At 66.1% G+C, this 20,987-nt stretch carries 16 protein-coding genes; 4 read left to right on the top strand and 12 right to left on the bottom strand.

The genetic code is table 11. The features are described from left to right. Positions 1–36: 36 nt before the first annotated feature. On the bottom strand, positions 37–2,670 hold the full coding sequence (locus AC3WK8_RS04005; protein ID WP_103324467.1) for an MGH1-like glycoside hydrolase domain-containing protein: 2,634 nt from the start codon (positions 2,668–2,670) through the stop codon (positions 37–39). Between the two features lie 162 nt (positions 2,671–2,832). Between AC3WK8_RS04005 and AC3WK8_RS04000 the strand changes: the two genes are divergently transcribed. Next, entirely contained in the window at positions 2,833–3,111 is a 279-nt protein-coding gene (locus AC3WK8_RS04000; protein ID WP_178088001.1) for a hypothetical protein, read from the top strand. 163 nt (positions 3,112–3,274) lie between these two features. Beyond that, the gene (locus AC3WK8_RS03995; RefSeq protein WP_085597907.1) at positions 3,275–3,742 is read left to right on the top strand and encodes a hypothetical protein; all 468 of its coding nucleotides are present in this window, start codon (positions 3,275–3,277) and stop codon (positions 3,740–3,742) included. Here AC3WK8_RS03995 and AC3WK8_RS03990 read toward each other — a convergent pair. After that, positions 3,729–4,976, bottom strand: a complete 1,248-nt coding sequence (locus tag AC3WK8_RS03990) for an EAL domain-containing protein (protein WP_103324577.1) — start codon at positions 4,974–4,976, stop codon at positions 3,729–3,731. The genes AC3WK8_RS03995 and AC3WK8_RS03990 overlap by 14 nt on opposite strands. Positions 4,977–5,105: 129 nt before the next feature. Then, positions 5,106–6,026, bottom strand: a complete 921-nt coding sequence (bsrA, locus tag AC3WK8_RS03985) for a LysR family transcriptional regulator BsrA (protein ID WP_103324465.1) — start codon at positions 6,024–6,026, stop codon at positions 5,106–5,108. Between the two features lie 88 nt (positions 6,027–6,114). Between bsrA and AC3WK8_RS03980 the strand changes: the two genes are divergently transcribed. Both AC3WK8_RS03980 and AC3WK8_RS03975 read left to right on the top strand, forming a co-directional pair. Beyond that, positions 6,115–7,290: an SRPBCC family protein gene (locus tag AC3WK8_RS03980; protein ID WP_103324464.1), complete on the top strand. Its 1,176-nt coding sequence runs from the start codon at positions 6,115–6,117 to the stop codon at positions 7,288–7,290. Positions 7,291–7,315: 25 nt separating this feature from the next. Then, positions 7,316–8,419: an SMP-30/gluconolactonase/LRE family protein gene (locus AC3WK8_RS03975; RefSeq protein WP_103324463.1), complete on the top strand. Its 1,104-nt coding sequence runs from the start codon at positions 7,316–7,318 to the stop codon at positions 8,417–8,419. A 218-nt stretch (positions 8,420–8,637) separates the two neighbouring features. On the opposite strand, the gene AC3WK8_RS03970 is transcribed toward AC3WK8_RS03975, so the two are convergent. The 9 genes from AC3WK8_RS03970 to AC3WK8_RS03930 form a co-directional block, all read right to left on the bottom strand. Further along, positions 8,638–8,871 carry a DUF465 domain-containing protein gene (locus tag AC3WK8_RS03970; protein WP_022639428.1) on the bottom strand — a complete coding sequence of 78 codons (234 nt, stop codon included), beginning with the start codon at positions 8,869–8,871 and terminating at the stop codon, positions 8,638–8,640. A gap of 136 nt (positions 8,872–9,007) precedes the next feature. Beyond that, positions 9,008–11,569 carry an excinuclease ABC subunit UvrA gene (locus AC3WK8_RS03965; protein ID WP_103324462.1) on the bottom strand — a complete coding sequence of 854 codons (2,562 nt, stop codon included), beginning with the start codon at positions 11,567–11,569 and terminating at the stop codon, positions 9,008–9,010. 100 nt (positions 11,570–11,669) lie between these two features. Next, positions 11,670–11,936, bottom strand: coding sequence for a DUF1652 domain-containing protein (locus AC3WK8_RS03960; protein ID WP_085597902.1), 267 nt, complete (start codon positions 11,934–11,936; stop codon positions 11,670–11,672). A gap of 200 nt (positions 11,937–12,136) precedes the next feature. Continuing rightward, positions 12,137–14,248, bottom strand: coding sequence for a hybrid sensor histidine kinase/response regulator (locus tag AC3WK8_RS03955; protein ID WP_103324461.1), 2,112 nt, complete (start codon positions 14,246–14,248; stop codon positions 12,137–12,139). 215 nt (positions 14,249–14,463) lie between these two features. Beyond that, entirely contained in the window at positions 14,464–15,120 is a 657-nt protein-coding gene (locus tag AC3WK8_RS03950; protein WP_085597900.1) for a DUF799 domain-containing protein, read from the bottom strand. Next, complete coding sequence (locus AC3WK8_RS03945; RefSeq protein WP_022639433.1) at positions 15,117–15,488, bottom strand: DUF4810 domain-containing protein; 372 nt, start codon at positions 15,486–15,488, stop codon at positions 15,117–15,119. Before AC3WK8_RS03945 ends, AC3WK8_RS03950 begins: the two co-directional genes overlap by 4 nt. A 29-nt stretch (positions 15,489–15,517) precedes the next feature. Continuing rightward, positions 15,518–16,177, bottom strand: coding sequence for a CsgG/HfaB family protein (locus tag AC3WK8_RS03940; RefSeq protein ID WP_152899490.1), 660 nt, complete (start codon positions 16,175–16,177; stop codon positions 15,518–15,520). 248 nt (positions 16,178–16,425) lie between these two features. After that, on the bottom strand, positions 16,426–19,575 hold the full coding sequence (locus AC3WK8_RS03935; RefSeq protein ID WP_103324460.1) for an error-prone DNA polymerase: 3,150 nt from the start codon (positions 19,573–19,575) through the stop codon (positions 16,426–16,428). Continuing rightward, the gene (locus AC3WK8_RS03930; protein WP_103324459.1) at positions 19,572–20,987 is read right to left on the bottom strand and encodes a Y-family DNA polymerase; all 1,416 of its coding nucleotides are present in this window, start codon (positions 20,985–20,987) and stop codon (positions 19,572–19,574) included. Before AC3WK8_RS03930 ends, AC3WK8_RS03935 begins: the two co-directional genes overlap by 4 nt.

The raw sequence follows: 20,987 nt of genomic DNA, 5'->3' as shown, positions 1-20,987 counted from the left end.
CTCCTGAACCGTCGCCCGGCTTGCCGGGCGGCGACTTCAGGCCCCCGGCTGCAACAGCAGCGCCACCAATGCGGTCCAGCCGGTCTGGTGGCTGGCCCCCAGCCCGCGTCCGTTGTCGCCATGAAAGTACTCATGGAACAGCACCAGGTCACGATCCCGGGCATCGGCCTGCAACTGCGGGTAGCCGCTCATGGACGGCCGCCGCCCGTCTTCATCCAGGAGAAACAACCGGGTCAGGCGCTGGCCCAGGCTGTCGGCCACCTCTTGCAGTGACGCCAGGTAACCCGAGCCCCGGGGATATTCCACCGAGAAGTTGACGTCGTAGTAGCGATGGAATTCGCGCAGGGATTCGATCAGCAAGTAATTGATCGGCATCCACAGCGGCCCGCGCCAATTGGAGTTGCCGCCATACAGGCGCGAACCGGACTCGGCCGGCTCGTAACGGGCGCACAGCTGCTTGCCGTCGACCTGCAGGGCGAATGGCTGCTCGAAGACCCTGGACAGCGAACGAATCCCGAACTCCGAGAGGAACTCGTTCTCGTCGAGCATGCGCTTGAGCAAATCCTTGGTTCGTTCCCCACGCAGCAAGGCCAGCAGCAGGCGGTTGCCCTTGCCCGGCTCGTACCAGCGCGACACCAGGTTGGCCAGGTCCGGCCGATGGTGCAAAAAGCCCAGCAGGCGCTGGGCCAGCCCCGGCAGGCATTCATGTTCGTGCTGTTCCAGCACCTGCACCGCGAACAACGGCAGCAGGCCGACGATGGAGCGCAGGCGCAGCGGCTCGCTGCGGCCGTCGGGACGTTGCAGCACGTCGTAGAAGAACTGGTCCTGTTCGTCCCACAGGCCCTCGGCGCTGTCGTCCACCCGGTTGATGGCCCCGGCGATGTACAGGAAATGCTCGAAGAACTTCACCGCGATATCCACGTATACCGGGTTGCGCCGGGCCAGTTCCAGGGCGATGCGCATCAGGTCCAGGGCATAGGCCGCGACCCAGGCGGTGCCGTCGGCCTGGTCCAGGCTGTACCCCGGCGGCAAGGGCGCGGAACGATCGAACAGGGCGATGTTGTCCAGGCCGAGAAAACCACCCTGGAACAGATTGCGGCCCTCCGAATCCTTGCGATTGACCCACCAGGAGAAGTTCAGCAGCAGCTTGTGCAGGACCCGTTCGAGAAAGTCCATGTCGCCCTCGCCCGTGAGGGCCTTCTCCTGCTGGTAGACCCGCCAGCAGGCCCAGGCATGCACCGGCGGGTTGGCGTCGTCGAAACGCCATTCGTAAGCCGGCAACTGCCCATTGGGGTGCATGAAGCGGTCCTTGACCAGCAACAGCAGTTGCTGCTTGGCGAACCCCGGGTCGATCAGGGCGAACGCCACCGCCTGCAAGCCCAGGTCCCAGGACGCGTACCAGGGGTATTCCCAGGTGTCGGGCATGCTGACGATGTCGCAGTTGGACAGGTGTCGCCAATGGCTATTGCGCAAGTGCTGGCGCGATTCGGGCGGCGCCGGTTGCCCGGGGTCGCCGTCGAGCCACTGGTTGACGTCGAAGTAGTACAGCTGCTTGGACCACAGCAGCCCGGCCAGGGCCTGGCGCTGCACATTGCGCGCATCGGCGTCGGTGATGCGCTGCTGCAAGGCCCCGTAGAACTGGTCGGCCTCGGCGCGGCGCTGCTCGAACAGGCGACGGGCATTGACCGGCCCGCTGCCCGCCGGGGCGAAGCGCAGGTACAGGCTACGGCTCTGGCCGCCGGCCAGTTCCAGGGCGAAATGCGCGGCGGCCTTGGAGCCGGAGTCGAAGGTCACCGCCGTGGCCTGGCCGTGCACCAGGTAATCGTTGATCCCATCCTTGAACGGCCCCGGGCAGGCCAGGCCCTCGAGCCGCTGGAAATTGCTCTGGTTGTGGCAGAACAACCACTGGCAGGGCTCGGCTCCCCAGGCGCTGACCTCACGCTCGGGCAGCTTGGGATGCCGGGCCAGCAGTCGCTCACCCTCCAGGCGCAGGCTCGGCCGGGGCTGGCCACCACCCCAGCTCCAGGTGTTGCGCGCCCAGACCTGGGGCAAGACCCGCAGGCGCGCCGGCTGGTGGTAGCGGTTAAGCACCGTGACCCGCATCAACAGGTCGTCGGCACTGTGCTTGGCGTACTCCACCGTCACGTCGAAGTAGCGGTCGTCCTCGAAGATCCCGGTGTCGAGGATTTCGTACTCGGCATCCTCCAGGCCACGGCGGGCGTTCTCCGCCACCAGGTCGGCATAGGGAAAGGCTCCCTGGGGATACTTGTAGAGCATGCGCATGTAGGCGTGGCTAGGCACGCCGTCGAGGTAGAAGTACAGCTCCTTGACGTCCTCGCCATGGTTGCCCTCGGCATTGTCCAGGCCGAACAGGCGTTCCTTGAGAATCGCATCGTGCTCGTTCCACAACGCCAGCCCCAGGCACCAATACTGGTCCTTGTCGGAGAACCCGGCCAGGCCATCCTCGCCCCAGCGATAGGCGCGGCTGCGGGCGTGGTCATGGGGGAAATACCTCCAGGCTTCGCCGTCGGCGCTGTAGTCCTCGCGGACCGTGCCCCATTGCCGCTCGCTCAGGTAGGGCCCCCACTGGCGCCAGTGTTCGGCGTCCGGTCCGTGCAGGCGCTGGCCTTCGGGGGTGTCGAGGATGCTGCTCGGGGATCTTGCCGGCATGGGGAATGTCCTTGGCCACGGGAACCCATGGCAGTGTAGAAGCAGACGCGCCCAGGGCCGGTGACAAAGCCTTCATGTTCGAATCCGGAGCGAAGCGGTTAATTGCCCGGCGTCTGCTTCGTTATAATCGGCAACCCCTTTTATGGCAGTGCGAAATCGATGATGTTCAGTCGCAAAGCGTTTTTCCCGGGACTGTTGTTGGCGGCGCTGGCTGTCCCGGCCCAGTCCCAAGGGCTCGACCTCAAGTATCCCGAACCGCCACTGGCGGCTCCCAACGCCCGGCCCCAGGCACCGGAACCGACCGTTCCAGGCCTCAAGCTGTCGGTCAAACCTTCGGTGAGCTACGAATACAAGTGCAGCGGGCAATGCACCTACGAAACCGATATCGACCAGTTGCACGACCGCGAGACCCGCCACAGCACCAGCATCGGCTTCGACTGAGCACCAGTGACGGGCCCGATGCACTGCGCCACGCAACCTTGCGGCCGCAACGCGCCCCGGCGCAGGCTCGACAGCGGCTACGGGCAGGAAGTTCGGCATTGATCTGTGGGGCTCGCATGCCTACGCTGCTACACAAACCCGCTTGCCCGCCCAAGGATCACCCATGCTCCCCCTACCCCGCACCGCCCTGTTCATCACGCTCGCCGCCAGCCTGCTCGGCGCTTGTACCAGCGTGACCCGCGAAATCGAAAGCGAACCCACGGTCACCTCCGCCGGGATCCTGGCCTTTCGCGATATCTGCCTGAAATCCGCACCGTCCTTCAACGGCGCCGCCACTGCAGCTCGCGAGCATGGTATCGGGGAGTTGAACGACGCGGGGTTCGCCAGGATGGGCATGAACCAGGATCAGAGCCTTGGGGTCCAGGTGCGGGCCAACCAGGAATGCGCCGTCACCACCCCGAGCCAGAACGACAGCTCCCTGACCCGGCAATTCCTCAGCGTTGCCGGCAAGTTCTCCAGCACGCCGGTGGCACAGACCCTGCCCGCCAAGCTCACCATCGACGGCAAGGTATTCCTGTTGATGCACGATCGGCGTGGCGGCGAAGCCTATGTGATGCTCAAGGCGCCTTGAGCAAGCCGCCTGGCCCTGGCGGCTCCTGGTGCAATGCCCGAGGGGCCGTATCCTCCATGGCCAGCAAGCGCAGCAGGCTGGCGCCATCCATGGGTTTGTGGAACAGGTAGCCCTGGGCCGCACCAACCCCCAGACGCCGCAAGTGTGTCCGCTGCTGTGGAGTCTCGACACCTTCGGCCACCAGTTCCAGCTCGAGGGACCGGGCCAGCCTGACCACGGCCTCGATGATCAGGCTTTGCTTGGGCTCCAGGGCATTGCCGATGAGCCCTGCATCAAGCTTGACCTGGCTGAAGGGAATGTCCGCCAGGCGGGTCAGCGAGGAATACCCGCAGCCAAAGTCATCGAGGGACAGGCGTACCCCGTTTCTCACCAGGAGGCTGATGTTCTCGATGCTCGGCATATCCAGGACCAGGGCCTCGCGCTCGGTAATCTCCAGGGTCACCTGGCTGGCCGGCACCGCGGTGGCCTCGATCCGCTGCAGAATCTGCGGGGCAAGTCCTGGCTCGCGTAACTGGCTGGCCTCCAGGTTGTAGGAAAACACCAGCCCAGCCCCATGGCCAGCCGGCAACCGGCGTTGCAAGTCCAGGCCCTGTTGCAACAGGCCATGGAACAGCCGGCGCTGTTGCTCAGGTCGCTCGAACAGAGCGAGAAAAGCACCAGGCCCCAACACGCCCCGGCTCGGATGCAGCCAGCGCACCAGGGTCTCGGCCCCGATGATGCGTTGGGTCTTGAGGCACACCTGGGGCTGGAAAAAAGCCACGATCTGTCGTTGTTCCAGGGCCAGCAGCGCCTGCTCTTGCGTGAGCGGCTCGCCCGGCGCCAACTGCCAGTGGTCCTGGCCGGTCCTCCTGGACTTGAGAGCCAGGGCCTTGAGCAACAACTCGCCAAGCTGGGAGGCCTCCGGCTCATCGAAACTGCCCAGGTCGTGCTTGCCCGAATACTCAAGCAAATTCGCCAGGCCCCAGCGGATCGAGGTCTCCAGGTTAGTGCTCGCGACCATCAAGAAGAATGGGTAGTACTCGCAGAGCCGACGTAGGTAATGGATAGCGCTAGTGGCTGGCAGGGAGTCGCAGATCACCAGGTCCGGGGCCTGCGTACAAGGGGGAAAGCAGGTCCAATCGTCGTCGCTACAGACCACCTGGATCTGCACGAAGGCGGGGCTGTCGAGTATCCGGGCAAAGCGCCGGGCCCTGAAGGTGTTCGAACACAACAGCAATACGTTCAGGGTCTTCATGGACTGCGGCTCCGGGTAAAAACCCATGCTAGCCAAAGCGCCCTCGAGCTGAATTCAAGATACATCCTGAATAGAAGTAGGAAAAATCTCTGGCCTGGACTACACAGACAAGCCCCGTAGAGGGCGACGCTAGCTGCCAGGCCCCTGGCTCGCCAGAGCCCCGATCTCGCCACGCAACCATTGCAGCCCCGGCGCATGTTGCTGCTGGCGGTGCCAGATCAGGCTGACCTGCACCGGTGCTGCCAGCAACGGCAAGCTGGCGATGCGGATCGGCAGCAACGCGGCGAAATGTTCCGCCAGGTGCCGTGGCACCGTGCCCAGAAGATCGGATTGCGCCACGATCAGCGGGATGCTCAGGTAGTTGGGTACGAACAGCTGCACCTGGCGCCTGACCCGCGCCGAGCCCAGCACGATCTCCAGCGGCGAACCACGCCCGCCACGATCGGGAATCGCCACATGCTGGCCACCCTGGTAGGCCGCCAGGTCCAGCTCGGGAACGAAGGCCGGATGGCCGACGCGACCGATCACCACCAACTGCTCCTCCAGCAATGGCTGGTAGCACAGGTCCGGGTTGTCGAAATACAGGTAGTCCACCGCCAGGTCGAGCATGCCCGCACTGAGCCAGGCCGCCAGCGAGTCGGCGCTGTCGCTGCGCACCGCCAGCCGTACCCGCGGCGCCATCTCCTGCAAGTGCCGCGATAGCGCCGGCAACAAGCGAGCCTGGGCGTAGTCGTTCATCGACAGGGTGAACAACTGGTCGGCCGCCGCAGGATCGAACTCGGCAGCCGGGTCCAGGCCCTGTTGCAGCAGATGCAGGGCCTGGCGCACCAGCACATGCAGGCCCTGGGCCCGAGAAGTCGGTTGCATGCCCCGGGCCGTGCGGACGAACAACGGCTCGTCCAGGTGCCGGCGCAGGCGCGCCAGGGCATTGCTCACCGCCGGCTGGCTGAGATTGAGCCGCAAGGCGGCCCGGGACAGGTTCTGCTCCTGCATCAAGGCATCGAACACCCGCAGCAGATTGAGGTCCAGGCGCTGGATATTCAGTTTCATGAATAATGCTCATTCCTACTATCCATTGGCTGGATAATTCTCCCGGAGCTAGGCTGCAGTCAATAAAAACAACAACGGGAGCAGCGCCATGCGCGACACCACCCAGCACTTTCGCCAGCAATACCGGGCCGCGGTCAGCCCGCGCTACAACCCATGGCTGCACGGCGGCTTCGTCCTGGCCTACGGCCTGCTGTGCATCGGCCTGCTGTGGAGCACCCTTAACCGGGTACAGCCGCTGGAATGGCTGGCGATACCGCTGGCGCTGCTGTTCTTCAACCTGTGCATCTATGTGGTGCACCGTTGGCTGGGGCACCACAAGCGGCGCCTGGGACGCCTGTTCTACGCCCGGCATACCGGCGATCACCACAGTTTCTTCACCCCGGGGCTGATGGCCTACGAAGGCTTGCGGGATTGGCGGGTAATCCTGTTCCCGGCCTGGCTGATCGTGCTCCACAGCCTGCTGTTCGCCCTGCCCCTGTGGGGGCTGCTGCGCCTGTGGAACGCCAATGTCGCGGCCTTGTTCGCCAGCTGCACGCTGATCGGCTACCTGGCCTACGAGATCTTCCATGCCTGCGAACACTTGCCGGCCGGCCATCCCCTGGCGCGCCTGCCCTGGATCCGCCAGATGCGGCGCCTGCACGAACTGCATCACCGCCGCGAGCTGATGCAGGAACGCAACTTCAATATCGTCCTGCCCTTGATGGACTGGCTGTTCGGCACCCTGTACTGGCAGCCGGAGCAAACCCCGGCACAGTCCCACTGCGTGACCAGGTCCACGCCCCTGACCCGCATGCAGCATCAGGTCGACATCCCCCGCAGCAGCGCCAGCACCCTGGCCTATGCCGCCAGCCCAAGGTGCTGGCCGCAATGGCATCCCTCCTCGCTGCGGGTCGAGGGCGACGCCGGCCCCCTGGCCGGCGGCCAGGGCTTCGAGGAAGACATCCACGCCGGCGGGCGCAGCGGCCACCTGAGCTGGCGGGTCGAGGAGTACCTGCCGGGGCAGCGCTGGCGCGCCACGGCCCGGGGCGATCATGGTCTATGGTTGCAGGTCACCTACCAATGCCAGCCCCTGGCAGGCGGACACACCCGTTTCGTGCGCACCCTGGAATATGGTTTCGACAACCTGCTGATGCGCCTGGGTAATCGCTTGCTATTCAAACGACGGATAGAACGGGAGTCCGCGGCCTCGATGCAGGCATTGTGCAAGATGGCCCAGCAAACCATCGCAGCGCAGCCCGCCGCGCCGGCTGCCAGCCCGTCCTGAACCGCACACCGACAGGAGTCACTGCATGAACCAGATCGCCCCTCGCCGCTTCGGCCTCGGCCGGATCATCCTGCTGCTGGTAATCGCCATCCTGGCCTTCCTGCTGCTGGCGCCGACCAAGGTCCAGCCAGTGGCCTGGCAGCCCTCGCCTGCGCCATCGATGAGCCAGGGCCCTTACGCCGAGAACCAGAAGCTCAAGGCCGTGCAGGCGGTCGGTGCCCGGGATATTGCCGGTCCCGAGGCGCTACTGCTGGAAAACGACCATTTGCTCACCGGCCTGCATGATGGCCGGGTGATCCAGACCAGCCTCGACGGCACGGCCCTCAAGGTACTGGCCAATACCGGTGGCCGGCCCCTGGGCCTGGCCCGGCATCCGGACGGCCGCCTGATCATCGCTGACGCCATCAAGGGCCTGCTGGCCCTGGACGGACAGGGCCAGATCCAGGTCTTGAGCGACACGGCCAATGGCCTGAAATTCGGCTTCACCGACGATGTCGCGGTGGATGCCGCCGGTCGCTACGCCTATTTCAGCGACGCCAGCAGCCGTTGGGGTTATGGCCACGACGGCGAGGCGGTGATCGAACACGGTGGCGATGGCCGCCTGTTGCGCTACGACTTCCAGAGTGGCCGGACCGAGGTCCTGCTCGACGGCCTGGAGTTCGCCAATGGCATCGCCCTGGGCCCGGACGAGGCCTTCGTCCTGGTCAACGAGACCGGCGCCTACCGCATCAGCCGCTACTGGCTCAAGGGCGACAAGACCGGCCAGCACGACCTGTTCATCGATAACCTGCCGGGGCTGCCGGACAACCTCAGTTTCAATGGCCGTGATCGTTTCTGGGTGGCCCTGTATGCGCCGCGCAATGCCCTGCTGGACGGCACCGCCGCCTACCCTTTCGTGCGCAAGATGCTGGTGCGGGCCATGCAGGTATTGCCCAAGCCGGTGGAAAAGCGCGGCTTCGTGCTGGGCCTGGACACCCAGGGCCGGGTGATCGCCAACCTGCAGGATGGCAGCAGCGGCAACTATTCGCCGATTACCACGGTGCGCGAGTACGGCGATGCGTTGTACCTGGGCTCCTTGAGTGCCCGGCACATGGCGCGCTTGCCATTGCAGCAAGCGTTGGAGTACTGAGGCCTGGGGCCGCCACTTGGGGTCGCTGCCGCAGGTTGTGCACGGCCAGCCGGACGCGCTGAACTGCGGGTCGCTGAAGGTCCTGCAGGCCTTGGCCCGGCCCCGCAGGCTCGGCGGCTGCAGGCAGGGGCCCTCTCGCCGTTGCCGCAGGGATACAAGGAAATGCAGGTCGGTTATCGGCGGCCTGTGGTCGAACCACAGGCGCCAGGGGCGGGAGGTCAGGAACGGGCGGTGAGTTTCTGGGAGATCTCATCCTTGATCAGCAGGCGTTTTTCCTTGAGCTTCCTTACTTCATCGTCTGCGGCGGCCGCTGCTTCGGCCTTGAGCACCTGGTCGTCGATACTGTTGTACTTGTCGAACAGTGCATTGAGGTGGGGATCCTTGGCCCGACGCTGTTGAATGTCTTCTTTGCTGCAGCTCAGGTCCTGGTAAAGATCGTGGGTCACCGGCATGGAACACCTCCGTGGTTGATCGGCAGCAGGGGCGTCCTCACGCCCCTGCCAGCCATCAGCATGGCCTTGGCTCCCCGGGTCTGTCGACCGCCAATCAGACCAGCGGTAACCGTTCGTCGCCGTCGGCTGCCCTGGATCAATTCCCGCCCAGGGCCGCCGCCAGGAACGGCGCGGTACGGCTTTCACCCTGCCTGGCCACCTGCTGCGCAGTGCCGCAGGCTACCAGGCGACCACCCTGGTCGCCCGCGCCCGGGCCGATATCGATGACCCAGTCGGCCCTCGCCACCACGCGCATTTCATGCTCGACCACCACCACGCTGTGTCCTGCGGCCACCAGCTTGTCCAACTGCTCCAGCAGCCGGTCCACGTCCCTGGGATGCAGGCCCGTGGTGGGCTCGTCCAGCACATAGAGGGTGGCGCCACGGGCATTGCGTTGCAGTTCGGTGGCCAGCTTGATGCGCTGCGCCTCGCCACCGGATAGCTCGGTGGCCGGCTGGCCCAGGCGCAAGTAGTCCAGGCCGATGTCGCTCAGCACCTGCAGGGCCCGCAGGATCGCCGGCTGCTCGGCGAAGACCGGCAAGGCCTGCTCGACGTTCAATTGCAGGACCTGCGCGATGTTCAGGCCCTGCCAGGTCACTTCCAGGGTCTGCGGGTGATAACGCGCGCCATGGCAGGTCGGGCATGGCGCGAAGACGCTGGGCATGAACAGCAGCTCGACGCTGACGAAACCCTCGCCCTCGCAGGCCGGGCAACGGCCCTTGGCGACGTTGAAGGAAAACTGCCCGGCGTCATAACCCCGGGCCCGGGCCTCGGGGGTAGCGGCGAACAGCTTGCGCACCTGGTCGAACAAGCCGGTGTAGGTCGCCAGGTTGGAACGCGGAGTACGCCCGATGGGCTTCTGGTCCACCTGCACCAGGCGCTTGACCCGCTCCATGCCCGCCACCACCCGCCCGCCGCTGGCAACGGGAACCTCGTCCTCCAGGTCCAGCTGCGCGGCCTCCTCAGCGGCAGGCATCTTGCCCAGGTGGGCGCCGACCAGTTCCAGCAGCGCCTGGCTGACCAGGCTCGACTTGCCGGAACCGGAAACCCCGGTCACGGCGGTGAAGCAGCCCAGGGGAAACTCGACGTCCAGGTCCCTGAGGTTATTGCGGGTGATGCCGGCCAGGCGCAACCAGTCCCGGGGCTGGCGCGGGGTATGCGCCACCGGGGCCTGCCCGGCGAACAGGTAGGGCCGGGTTTGCGAAGCCTCGATGGTCGCCAGCCCCGCCGGTGGCCCGCTGTACAGCACCTGGCCACCGCGCTCGCCGGCCGCCGGCCCGACATCCACCAGCCAGTCGGCCCGGCGCATGGTCTGCAGGTCGTGCTCCACCACGAACAATGAGTTGCCCGCGGCCTTGAGGCGCTGCAAGGCCGCGAACAGGGCCTCGGCATCCGCTGGATGCAGGCCCGCGGAGGGCTCGTCCAGCACATAGATCACCCCGAACAGCTGCGAGCCCAGCTGGGTCGCCAGGCGCAAGCGCTGCAACTCGCCCGGGGACAGGGTCGGCGTGCTGCGCTCCAACGCCAGGTAGCCCAGCCCCAGGTCCACCAGGGTAGCGACCCGTTCCAGCAGATCCTGGGCGATGCGCTGCGCCGCCAGGCGCTTCTCCGGCGACAGCTGCGCCGTGTCCTGCGCTACCTGCGTGCCGGCGGCCACCGGCGCAAGCACCTCGGCCAGTTGCAGCAGCGGCATGCGCGCCAGCTCGCCGATATCCAGCCCGGCGAAAGTTACCGCGAGCGCCTCGCGCTTGAGCCGCTTGCCGTCGCACAAGGGGCACTGGCTGCCGCGCATGAACTGCGCCACGCGCTTTTTCATCAAGGCGCTCTGGGTATGGGTGAAGGTGTGCAGCACATAGCGCCGGGCGCCGCTGAAAGTGCCCATGTAGCTGGGCTCCTGCTGGCGCGCCAGGGCCTGGCGGGTCTGTTCCGGGGTGAGCCCGGCATACACCGGCACCGTCGGCGTGTCTTCGGTGAACAGGATCCAGTCGCGCTGCTCCCTGGGCAGGTCGCGCCAGGGAATGTCCACGTCGTAGCCCAGGGTCACCAGGATGTCCCGCAGGTTCTGCCTCTGCCAAGCCAGGGGCCAGGAAGCCACCGCGCGCTGGCGGATGGTCAGCGATGGGTCGGGGACCATGCTCGCCTCGTCCACCTCGTACACCCGGCCCAGGCCGTGGCATTGCGGGCAGGCGCCCTGGGGGGTGTTGGGCGAGAAGTCCTCGGCATACAGCATCGCTTGCCCGGGCGGGTAGCTGCCGGCCCGGGAGTACAACATGCGTACCAGGCTGGACAAGGTGGTCACGCTGCCCACCGAGGACCGCGTACTGGGGCTGCCGCGCTGTTGTTGCAGGGCTACCGCCGGGGGCAGGCCGTCGATGCGGTCCACGTCCGGCACCCCGACCTGGTCGATCAAACGCCGCGCATAGGGCGCCACCGATTCGAAATAGCGTCGCTGGGCCTCGGCATACAGGGTCGAGAACGCCAGGGACGACTTGCCCGAACCGGACACGCCGCTGAACACCACCAGCGCATCCCGGGGAATGTCGACGTCGACGTTGCGCAGGTTGTGCTCGCGGGCACCACGCACCCGCACGAATCCGGAACTGTGGGTTGCTGTGGTGCTGTCCGGAGAATCAGCGGAACGATCGGACGAAGAAGTCATGGACCTGCCTTGTCTGGGGAATCATGAAATGCGAGGAGCGCGACCACCGATCATCACATACCCCCCAGGGCCCAGGGCAAGCCCGGTGGCCAGCGGCTACTCAGCGCCGTTGCGGTTGCCGGGCTCCCTGCTCCGCCGACAGCCCGGTGTGCCGCAGGTCGTAGCGCAGTTCGGCGATCAGCTCGCAGATGGCCCGGGAGCTGGTCAGGGAACGAGTGGAGATGCCGGTCACGAACAGGTCGACGCGGCCAGAATCCGGATCGCAGATACGCACGGTCATGGCGCCGTCGTGGCCGATGGTGCACTGGCAGTGCAGGGGCAGGAAGCTGGTTTCGATGATTCTGCGCAGTTCGAGGGTAGAGATCACGGGCAGAGGATCCAAAGAGGTTGAAAGGAAAAAACCGCGCAAGACAAGCATTGTTATTGTGGGATCAGGCGGTCGGTGCCCCCTGTCCTTGGTCATCGGCCAAACAGTACAAGTTCATTCAATTCGGCACAGAATAGAGGCTTGACGCCAACTTGTCGTCGCCATGCCGGATTTCCGTGCGGGACGTCACACTGGCGCCGTCAAGTCTCAAGCAGCGAGCGCACCATGGCGGTCAACTCCTCGGGTCCGTAGGGCTTGCTCAACAGGTAGGTACTCGGGCTGAGCAAATGGTCCGGCGAGATCACGTCGCGGGTGTGCCCGGAAGTGAACAGCACGGCGATCGGCGGGACCTGGGTCTTGGCCCAGGTGGCAAGGTCGATGCTCTTGATCAGGCCGGGCATCACCACGTCGGTGAAGATCAGGTCCACCTTGAGCCCCTCCAGCAACATCTGCATGGCGGCATCGCCGCTGGCCGCGGTACTGACCCGATACCCCTCGAGCCTGAGCATCTCCACCGCGGCGCTGCGCACATCGGCGTTGTCCTCCACCACCAGGATGCTCTCCTGGCCGCCCGCGCCATGGCTATGGGGCTTGCGCACAGCGGGCGCCTCCTGCCCCGCACAACGGGCGAAATACATCCGCACCCGGGTCCCCTGCTCGGGGCTGCTGAAGATCTCCACATGGCCGCCGCTCTGCTTGACGAAACCGAACACCATGCTCAACCCCAGGCCGGTGCCGTGGCTATCGCTCTTGGTAGTGAAGAACGGCTCGAAGGCCTGCTCCAGCACCTTGGCCGACATCCCCCTGCCACTGTCGGCCACGGTCAGGCACAGGTACTGGCCGGGCTCGATGTCCTTGTCCCGGCACTGCTCGCGCTCCAGCACCAGGTTCTCGGCGCGGATCTGGATCGTACCCTCACCGCCCATGGCGTCCCGGGCATTGAGCAACAGGTTGAGCACAGCATTCTCCAACTGGTTGCGGTCGACATGGATGCACCAGGGGTCCTCGGGCAGTTGTACGTCGAGGCTGATGGTTTCCCCCAGGGCCCGCTGCAACAGTTCGCCCAGGTCTTCATACAGGTGGCGCGGATCGTAGACCGCGGGCGACAACGGCTGGCGCCGGGCGAAGGCCAGGAGCTGCGCCGACAACTTGGCTCCACGCTCCACCGCTGCCAGCGCGGCCCCGGTCCGTCGTTGCACATTGGCGTTGTCCGGCTCGTGGCGGGCCAGCAGGTGCAGGTTGCCGGAGATCACCTGCAACAGGTTGTTGAAGTCATGGGCCACGCCACCGGTGAGACCGCCGATGGCTTCGAGCTTCTGTGCCTGGCGCAGGCGCTCCTCGGCGCTCAGCCGCGCGTCGACCTCCCTGAGCACCCGCCGCTCCAGGTCGCGGGTCAACTGGCGCAACGCGTCTTCGGCGAGCTTGCGCTCCTGGATATCGATCAGCACCCCGGGAAAGCGCAGGGCCCGGCCCTGGTCGTCGAGCTCGCAACGACCGCAGGCCAACACCCAGCTGTAGCTATCGTCGACGCGACGTATCCGATATTCCGCGTTGTACGCGCCGCCATGGGTCAGGCTGTAGTCCACCAGTTCGCGAATGCGTGGCAGGTCATCGGGATGGATGCGGCTCTCGGCGATGGCGATCGGCAGATCGTCCAGGGCTTGCCCGACCGGGTAGGAAAAAGTCCGGGCAAAACGCTCGTCGCTGGAAAACCGGTCGTGCTGGATGTCCCACACGAAGGAACCGAGCAACGCCCCGGCATTCAAGGCCAGCTGGACTCGCTCGTTCTCGGCGCGGTAGGCCGCCTCGGCAGCCTGTCGGCGCTGCTCGGAAATCACATGGGCGGTGGTTTCCACGACGATGGCAATGACCCCCGCCGGGGCCTGGTCATCATCGGCCACCGGGCTGTAGTAGAGGTCCAGCCAGACACTCTCCGGCGCCCCGTTGCGCAGCAGCACCAGTTCCTTGTTGTGGTAGGTCAGGTTGCCGCCGCTCAGGCAGGTGTTCATCACCCCGCGATTGAACTCGGCCACCTCCGGCCAGCCGCGCTCCACCGCGCACCCGAGCAGGTAGGGGTGGCGTCCGCCGGCGAAAACCGCATAGGCGTCGTTGTAGATCATGTAGCCCAGGGGGCCCCAGAGCATCACCATCGGCACAGGCGAACCGAGCATCAGTTGCACCGTGCTGCGCAGGCTGTGGCTCCAGTGCTGCAACGGGCCGAGGCTGGTCAGGGACCAGTCGAAGGCGCGGATGCGACTGGCCATCTCGCCTCTCCAGCCCTGGCACCCGTGATGATCGGATAAGAACGGCATGAACGGACTCTTTGAAGAACGTGGCACGGCATGGATTGGCAAAGGGCTGCACACCGCCCTCGAGTCTTGGAGGCCCGGCCAGGGCAATGGTTTCCAGATTTCACCTGGACCTGCACACCCGGCAAGACTGAACAGACAGGATAGGCGATGCCGACCAGTCCAGGCGGACGCTCGCGGCGCCGCCCGGCAGGGGCGGATTGCCCGCCCCGGGTGGATCAGTCGGTGCCGTATTTCGGCGAATGCGGACCGTACAGCAGGCCGTTGTGTTGCCCGGCCGACAGCAGGCGCTGGCTGGTGACACCGGCGATCGGATGTCCGGCGTCGGTGGAGGTGTTGACGATCTGCTTCACCGCGGCGGTGATCAACATGCCCACCAGGCCCCCGCTGTTGTTGTTGCCTTCCTCGCTCGAGGCCCGGGCGCTGCCGGTCCAGAGGGTGGTGCCGGTCTTGAGGTCGACCAGGGTGGCGCTGGCGGTCACCGCGGTCTCGCTGCTGATCAGCATGTAGCTGGTGCCGTACTCCTTGACGGTGATGTACAGGCCGGCATCGGCGCCGAAGATTTCGTTGAGCTTGGTGGGCGGCAGGCCATGGATATCCGCCGGGTTGGTCAGGCCGTTATGACGGAAGGTTTCGTCCACCACCGCGATCGGCATCACGTAGTAACCGGCTTCGGCCAACGGCAACGTCACCTGGGACAGCATGCTGTAGGTGGCCTTGACGTCCGGCGACTCGTTGAGTGGCGGCAGCACCAGGATCGACTTCGGCCTGGCTTGTTTGTAGGCCGCGTAGTCCACGGTCTTGGGGGCGGCGCAGCCCACCAGCAGGCTGACCGCCAGCAGGCCCAGGAGGTTGCGCAGGGTCGACAGGTTCATTGCGCGGCCCCCTGCTTGGCGTTCTTGAGCAGGAAGTCCATGTACTTCGCCGACTCCGGAAACAGCGCCTTCTCGGTGTTGAACTGCTGCACCATCTGGTCATCCTTGCCCAGGCCGGCGTAGAGCATGCCCAGGTGTGCGTGGTAACCCGGCGGCACCGCCTTGCCGGTGGACTTGATTTTCTGCAGGTCGCGCTCCAGCGCCTCGACCTGGGCCTCGCGGGCGCCCTCGCCCTTGAAATACTCGTAGGTCTGGGACTGGTAGCTTTCCCACTGGTACAGCGTCTTCGGCCCGCTGCAGCCGGCCAGCAATACGCTGCCCAGCACGACAGCGGCCAGCGCTGGCCGGGCCATCATGATCTTGAACATATGTGCACTTTCCCTGTTGGCAGTGGTGATCAGCGACCTGGTTTCCAGGCACCGGCGTCGATGGCCTCGACCATGCGGTTGACCGCCTCGCGCATGGCCAGGTCCAGGACCTTGCCGTTGAGGGTCGAGTCGTAGGAGGCCGTGCCGCCGAAGCCGATCACTTCACGGTTGGACAAGGCGTATTCGCCGGCGCCCTGGGTGGAATAGACCACTTCGGAGGTGCTGATATTGACGATGTTCAAGGCCACCTTGGCGTAGGCCACCTGGGTCTTGCCACGGCCGAGAATGCCGAACAGCTGGTGATCGCCGGTTTCCTTGCGGCCGAACTCGGTGACGTCGCCGGTCACCACGAAATCCGCGCCCTTGAGCTTCTGTGCCTGGCCCTTGATCGCCGCTTCCTGCTGGATCTCGCCCATGTTGTCGCGATCCAGCACGTTGAAGCGGTTGGTCTGCTGCAAGTGAGTGATGAGGATGGTCTTGGCCTGGCCGCCGAGACGGTCGACACCATCGGAGAAAATCCCGCGCATGTAGCTGGAGCGGTTATCGAACTTGCCCACCGCCATCGGCACCCGGGTGCCACTCCAGGCCTGGCTGGCGCTCTGGACCTTTTCCACCGGCAAGGCCCGGGAGCTTTCCGTGGCACAACCGCTCATACCTGCCAGCACCGCCACTGCAGCGCCCGACAACATCAACTTCGAGATCACTCTCACTCTATGTTCCTTTTTGAGTATCCAACTGCTCTTGCACCCACCAACCACCGCGAATCCGTAGAGGCACGGGTTCGAAAAAGACGGTTCGGATGTTCTGGATCTTGACGCGGGGGGCGTCACCGGCGGCGATTATGCCAAAGCGCTATCATCGCGAAAAGGAATAAAAAAGCCTTGGCGCCAATGAATTGGCAGAGCATTTCCAGGCATCCAGGCAAGCCATTGATCGTTCACCGAAAATCCCGGCTGGGCACCTTGATCCCGGCCAGCAGCGGGGTCAGGTCGCTCAAGCGTCCGGCCACCAGGTGACGTACCTCGCCCTCGGTCTCCAGGGTGCCGTCGACCCGCAGCAACTGCGCGCCCACCAGCACCCGGCGCTGGCGTTCAGCCAGATCGCGCCAGACCACTACGTTGAGATTGCCGAACTCGTCCTCCAGGGTGACGAAGGTCACCCCGCTGGCGGTGCCCGGGCGTTGGCGCCCAGTGACCAGCCCGGCCACGCTCACCGCCCGCCCATGCTCCAGCCCCTGCAAGTCCCGGGAGCTGCGGCAGCGCCGAGCCGCGAGCTGCGGCCGGAGCAAGGCCAGGGGATGCGGCCCCAGGGTGGTGCCCAGGCTGAGGTAATCGGCATACAAGTCTTCGCCGACACTGGGCCGGGGCAGGTTCACCGGCGCCTCCTCCTGGCCTGGCAAGCCGGCGAACAGCCCCAACTGCTGCTGCACCCCGGCCACCTGCCAGCGGGCCTGGAACCTATTACCGGCCAGGCCCTGCAGGGCCCCGGCATCGGCCAGCAATTCCTGGGCCCGCAGATCGAGCCGGGCCCGCTCCCCCAGGTCGGCGACGTCGACAAAGGCCCGCTGGCCCCGAGCCTGCTCGATACGCAAGGCGTCGTCCTGGCGAAAACCCTTGATCATCCGCAGCCCCAGGCGCAGGGCCGGCTGGCCAGGTACACAGTCCTGCGCAGCGCCTGCCGCCCCAGCACTGGCGCCCTGCTCATCACGCCCGGAGCGGTGGACCGGCTCCAGGCTGCAATCCCAGCTGCTGGTGCGAATATCCACCGGGCGGATCTCCAGGCCATGGCGGCGGGCATCCTGGAGGATCTGGTCCGGACTGTAGAAGCCCATGGGCCAGCTGTTGATCAGGGCGCAGGCGAAGGCCGCCGGCTCATGGCACTTGAGCCAGCAGCTGGCATAGGTCAGCAGGGCGAAACTGGCGGCATGGGACTCGGGAAAACCATAGCTGCCAAAGCCCTTGATCTGCTCGAAGATCTGCGCCGCGAATTCCTCGCTGTAGCCCCTGCCCTTCATGCCATCGAGCAAGCGCTGGCGATGGGGCTCCAGCCCGCCATGGCGCTTCCACGCCGCCATGGAACGACGCAGCTGGTCGGCCTCGCCCGGGGTGTAGTCGGCCGCCACCACCGCGATCTGCATCACCTGTTCCTGGAACAGCGGCACCCCCAGGGTACGCACCAGCACCTCTTGCAGTGCTGGCGAGGGATAGGTCACCGGTTCCTTCTTATCGCGCCGGCGCAGGTAAGGATGGACCATGCCGCCCTGGATCGGCCCGGGGCGGACGATGGCCACCTCGATCACCAGGTCGTAGAACTTCTTCGGCTTGAGCCGGGGCAGCATCGACATCTGCGCCCGCGACTCGATCTGGAACACGCCGATGGTATCGGCCCGGCCGATCATCGCGTAGGTCGCCGGGTCTTCGCTGGGAATGCTGGTGAGGCTATAGCGCTGGCCACGGTAGCCATGGATCAGGTCGAAACAGCGGCGGATGGCGCTGAGCATGCCCAGGGCGAGGATGTCCACCTTGAGCAGGCCGACCATGTCCAGGTCGTCCTTGTCCCACTGGATCACCGTGCGCTCGGCCATGCTGGCGTTCTCCACCGGCACCAGGCTGTCCAGGGGCTGCTCGGAAATCACGAAGCCACCGGGGTGCTGGGACAGGTGCCGGGGAAAGCCGATCAACTGCCCGGTCAGGCTCAGGACCCGGCGCAGCAGCGGGTTCTCGGGGTCGAAACCGGCTTCGCGCAGGCGTTCGAGATCAGGCGCGCTATCGCTCCAGCGGCCACAGCAGGCGGCCAGGGCATTGACCTGGTCCGGCGGCAGGCCCAGGGCCTTGGCCACGTCGCGCACCGCCCCGGCGCCGTGATAGGTGCTGACCACCGCCGTCAACGCCGCACGATGCCGGCCATAGCGCCGGAACACGTACTGCAGCACCTCTTCGCGGCGCTCATGCTCGAAATCGACGTCGATGTCCGGCGGCTCGTTGCGCTCCTTGGACAGGAACCGCTCGAACAGCATCACCGAGCGATCCGGGTCGATCGCGGTGATGCCCAGGACGAAACACACCACCGAGTTGGCCGCCGAGCCGCGGCCCTGGCAGAGAATGTGCCGCTCGCGGGCGAACGCGACGATGTCATGCACCGTGAGGAAGTAGCTCTCGTAGCCCAGCTCGCCGATCACCTGCAACTCGTTCTCGATCTGCGCCAGCACCCCGGACCGGGCTCCGGTGGGCCAGCGCCGGGCAATTCCCTCGCGGACCAGGACCCGCAGCCAGGAACCGGCATCGTGGCCCTCGGGCACCAGCTCCCGAGGGTACTGGTAGCGCAACTGGCCGAGGTCGAAGTGGCAGCGCTCGGCAATCACCAGCGACTCATCGAGCAACGCCTGGGGGTACAGGCCTTGCAGTACCGGCAGCGGCCGCAGGTGGCGCTCGCCATTGGCGAACAGGCGCTGCCCGGCCTCGGCCACCGGCAGGTGGTGGCGGATCGCGGTCATGGTGTCCTGCAGGGCCCGGCGTCCACGCACATGCATGTGCACATCACCGCAGGCCACCGCTGGCAGGCGCAGTTGCCGGGCCAGGGCCAAGCGTTGCTGCAACTGACGGGCATCGTCCTGGCCGCAATGCAGTTCCACCGCCAGCCACAGCCGCTCGGGGAACACCTGGCGCAACCAGGACGCCGCATCGGGGTCGTCCTTCTCATCGCCTTTCTCATCGACCAGCCACAACGCCAGCAACCCGGGCAAGGGCTCGGCGAAATCCTCCCGCAACAGGCGATAACACCCCTTCTCGGCCCGGCGCCGGGCCTGGGTGATCAGCCGGCACAGGGCCTGGTAACCGGCCAGCTCTTGCACCAGCAGCACCAGGCGCGGGCCCTCCTCGACCTGCATTTCACTGCCGACGATCAGCTTCAAGCCAGTCTCGCGGGCGGCCTGCCAGGCCCGCACGATACCGGCCAGGGTGCATTCGTCGGTGATCGCCAGGGCCTGGTAGCCCAGGGCCTGGCCGCGCTCGAACAACTCCCGGGCACTGGAGGCGCCACGCTGGAAGCTGAAATTGGACAGGCAATGCAGCTCGGCGTAGCCGCTCATGCGAACCAGCCTTGCAGCAACAGCGGCCCGGGGTCGCCTACCTGGCGATAAGCCCAGCCCTGCTGGCCGGCGCGAGTCTGGACCAGGTAATAGTCGCGGCGCACATCGGCACCGTCCCACCAACCGGATTCAATGCGCTCCGGGCCCATGACGATCTGCACCGAACCTTCGCCCAGTGGCTGGGGTTCGCTCAGCAGCCAGCCTGGGCGGCGCAAGCCCGGGTTGGCCGGACACGGCCGTGGGTCGGCCTGGGGCTGCCAACTGAGCTCCGGGCGGTGGTCGGCGCGATAGCTCAGGCCCTGTACCGCATCGTCCCCCAGGCGCGCCCGCAGCCGTTCGCGCAATTGCTCCCAGGGCAGGTTCTGCTGTGGCCGCTCCTCGAACAGCTCCGTATGCCGGGGCACGAACAGTGGCAAGTCCTCGGCCACCAGGCGCAGGTTGCGCACCGCAGCGGGCACCTGGATCTGCTCCAGGCGTCCGCGGGCCAGTTCGAAGAGCATCGCCGGGTCGCGCTCGGCACCCAGCAGCCCTACCGGGACCAGGGTGTTAGCACCTTCGGCGTGCTCCAGGTGCAAGACGAAGCGCTGCACGCCACTGTCGCGACCACAGAGAAAGGCCGCCAGGTCGGCGGTCAGGCGACGCAGGGGAAACAGCAGCGCCTGGTGGGACTGCACATCGAAGTTCAGCTCGATGCGCAGGTCGAAACGATCCGGCGGCTGGTAGAAGGCCAGCCCCAGCGCACGTTCGCCAAGCAGGGTATCGATTTGCTTGAGCAAGCTGGCGTCGAAGCGCCGGGCCAGGCTCTGGCGCGGCAACTGCCGGAGCTGGGCGAAGCTGCGCACGCCCATGCGCGACAAGGCCGTGGCCTGCTCTGCTGCCAACCCCAGGCGCTCGATGGGCATCGGCCCCAGGGCCTGGTGCAGGTCCTGCTCGCCGGCCACCGCCAGGCCATCGTAGGCATTGGCCAGGATCCGGGCCGCCGCCGGGTTCGGCGCGGCGACGATGCGATGGCGAAAGCCCAATGCCTGCAGTTCCTGGCGCAGGCGAGCCTGCAACTGTGGCCAGGGCCCGAACAGGCCCAGGCTCGATTCGATTTCCAGCACCAGGGTGCGCGGATAGGCCACGCTGACCTGGGAGCTGAAGCCATAGGCCCAGGCGGCAAGGAACTGTTGCCAGTGATCGATCTGCTGGGGGTCGTACTCGGCACAGGCGAAATCCTGGGCCAGGGCCTGGGCGGCCGTCAGCGATTGCCCGGGACGCAACCCCAGCTCGCGGGCGGCGTCGTTCACCGCCTGGATCACTCGGCGTTGCGGGCTGCCGCTGAGCAGTGCCAGCGGCGCCTGGGGCTCGGCGCGCTGGCGCAGTACCGCGTCCAGCGCCAATTGCGGGAACAGGATGCACACCCAGCGCAT

Source organism: Pseudomonas sp. FW507-12TSA (genome assembly GCF_058781435.1).
Note: the sequence above shows the minus strand (reverse complement) of the source record. Positions and strands in the feature narration are given on the sequence as shown.

Coding starts and splice junctions, on each gene's coding strand:
- AC3WK8_RS04005 (WP_103324467.1), bottom strand. CDS start 2,670: ATGCCGGCAAGATCCCCGAGCAGCATCCTCGACACCCCCGAAGGCCAG.
- AC3WK8_RS04000 (WP_178088001.1), top strand. CDS start 2,833: ATGTTCAGTCGCAAAGCGTTTTTCCCGGGACTGTTGTTGGCGGCGCTG.
- AC3WK8_RS03995 (WP_085597907.1), top strand. CDS start 3,275: ATGCTCCCCCTACCCCGCACCGCCCTGTTCATCACGCTCGCCGCCAGC.
- AC3WK8_RS03990 (WP_103324577.1), bottom strand. CDS start 4,976: ATGAAGACCCTGAACGTATTGCTGTTGTGTTCGAACACCTTCAGGGCC.
- bsrA (WP_103324465.1), bottom strand. CDS start 6,026: ATGAAACTGAATATCCAGCGCCTGGACCTCAATCTGCTGCGGGTGTTC.
- AC3WK8_RS03980 (WP_103324464.1), top strand. CDS start 6,115: ATGCGCGACACCACCCAGCACTTTCGCCAGCAATACCGGGCCGCGGTC.
- AC3WK8_RS03975 (WP_103324463.1), top strand. CDS start 7,316: ATGAACCAGATCGCCCCTCGCCGCTTCGGCCTCGGCCGGATCATCCTG.
- AC3WK8_RS03970 (WP_022639428.1), bottom strand. CDS start 8,871: ATGCCGGTGACCCACGATCTTTACCAGGACCTGAGCTGCAGCAAAGAA.
- AC3WK8_RS03965 (WP_103324462.1), bottom strand. CDS start 11,569: ATGACTTCTTCGTCCGATCGTTCCGCTGATTCTCCGGACAGCACCACA.
- AC3WK8_RS03955 (WP_103324461.1), bottom strand. CDS start 14,248: ATGCCGTTCTTATCCGATCATCACGGGTGCCAGGGCTGGAGAGGCGAG.
- AC3WK8_RS03950 (WP_085597900.1), bottom strand. CDS start 15,120: ATGAACCTGTCGACCCTGCGCAACCTCCTGGGCCTGCTGGCGGTCAGC.
- AC3WK8_RS03945 (WP_022639433.1), bottom strand. CDS start 15,488: ATGTTCAAGATCATGATGGCCCGGCCAGCGCTGGCCGCTGTCGTGCTG.
- AC3WK8_RS03940 (WP_152899490.1), bottom strand. CDS start 16,177: ATGTTGTCGGGCGCTGCAGTGGCGGTGCTGGCAGGTATGAGCGGTTGT.
- AC3WK8_RS03935 (WP_103324460.1), bottom strand. CDS start 19,575: ATGAGCGGCTACGCCGAGCTGCATTGCCTGTCCAATTTCAGCTTCCAG.
- AC3WK8_RS03930 (WP_103324459.1), bottom strand. CDS start 20,987: ATGCGCTGGGTGTGCATCCTGTTCCCGCAATTGGCGCTGGACGCGGTA.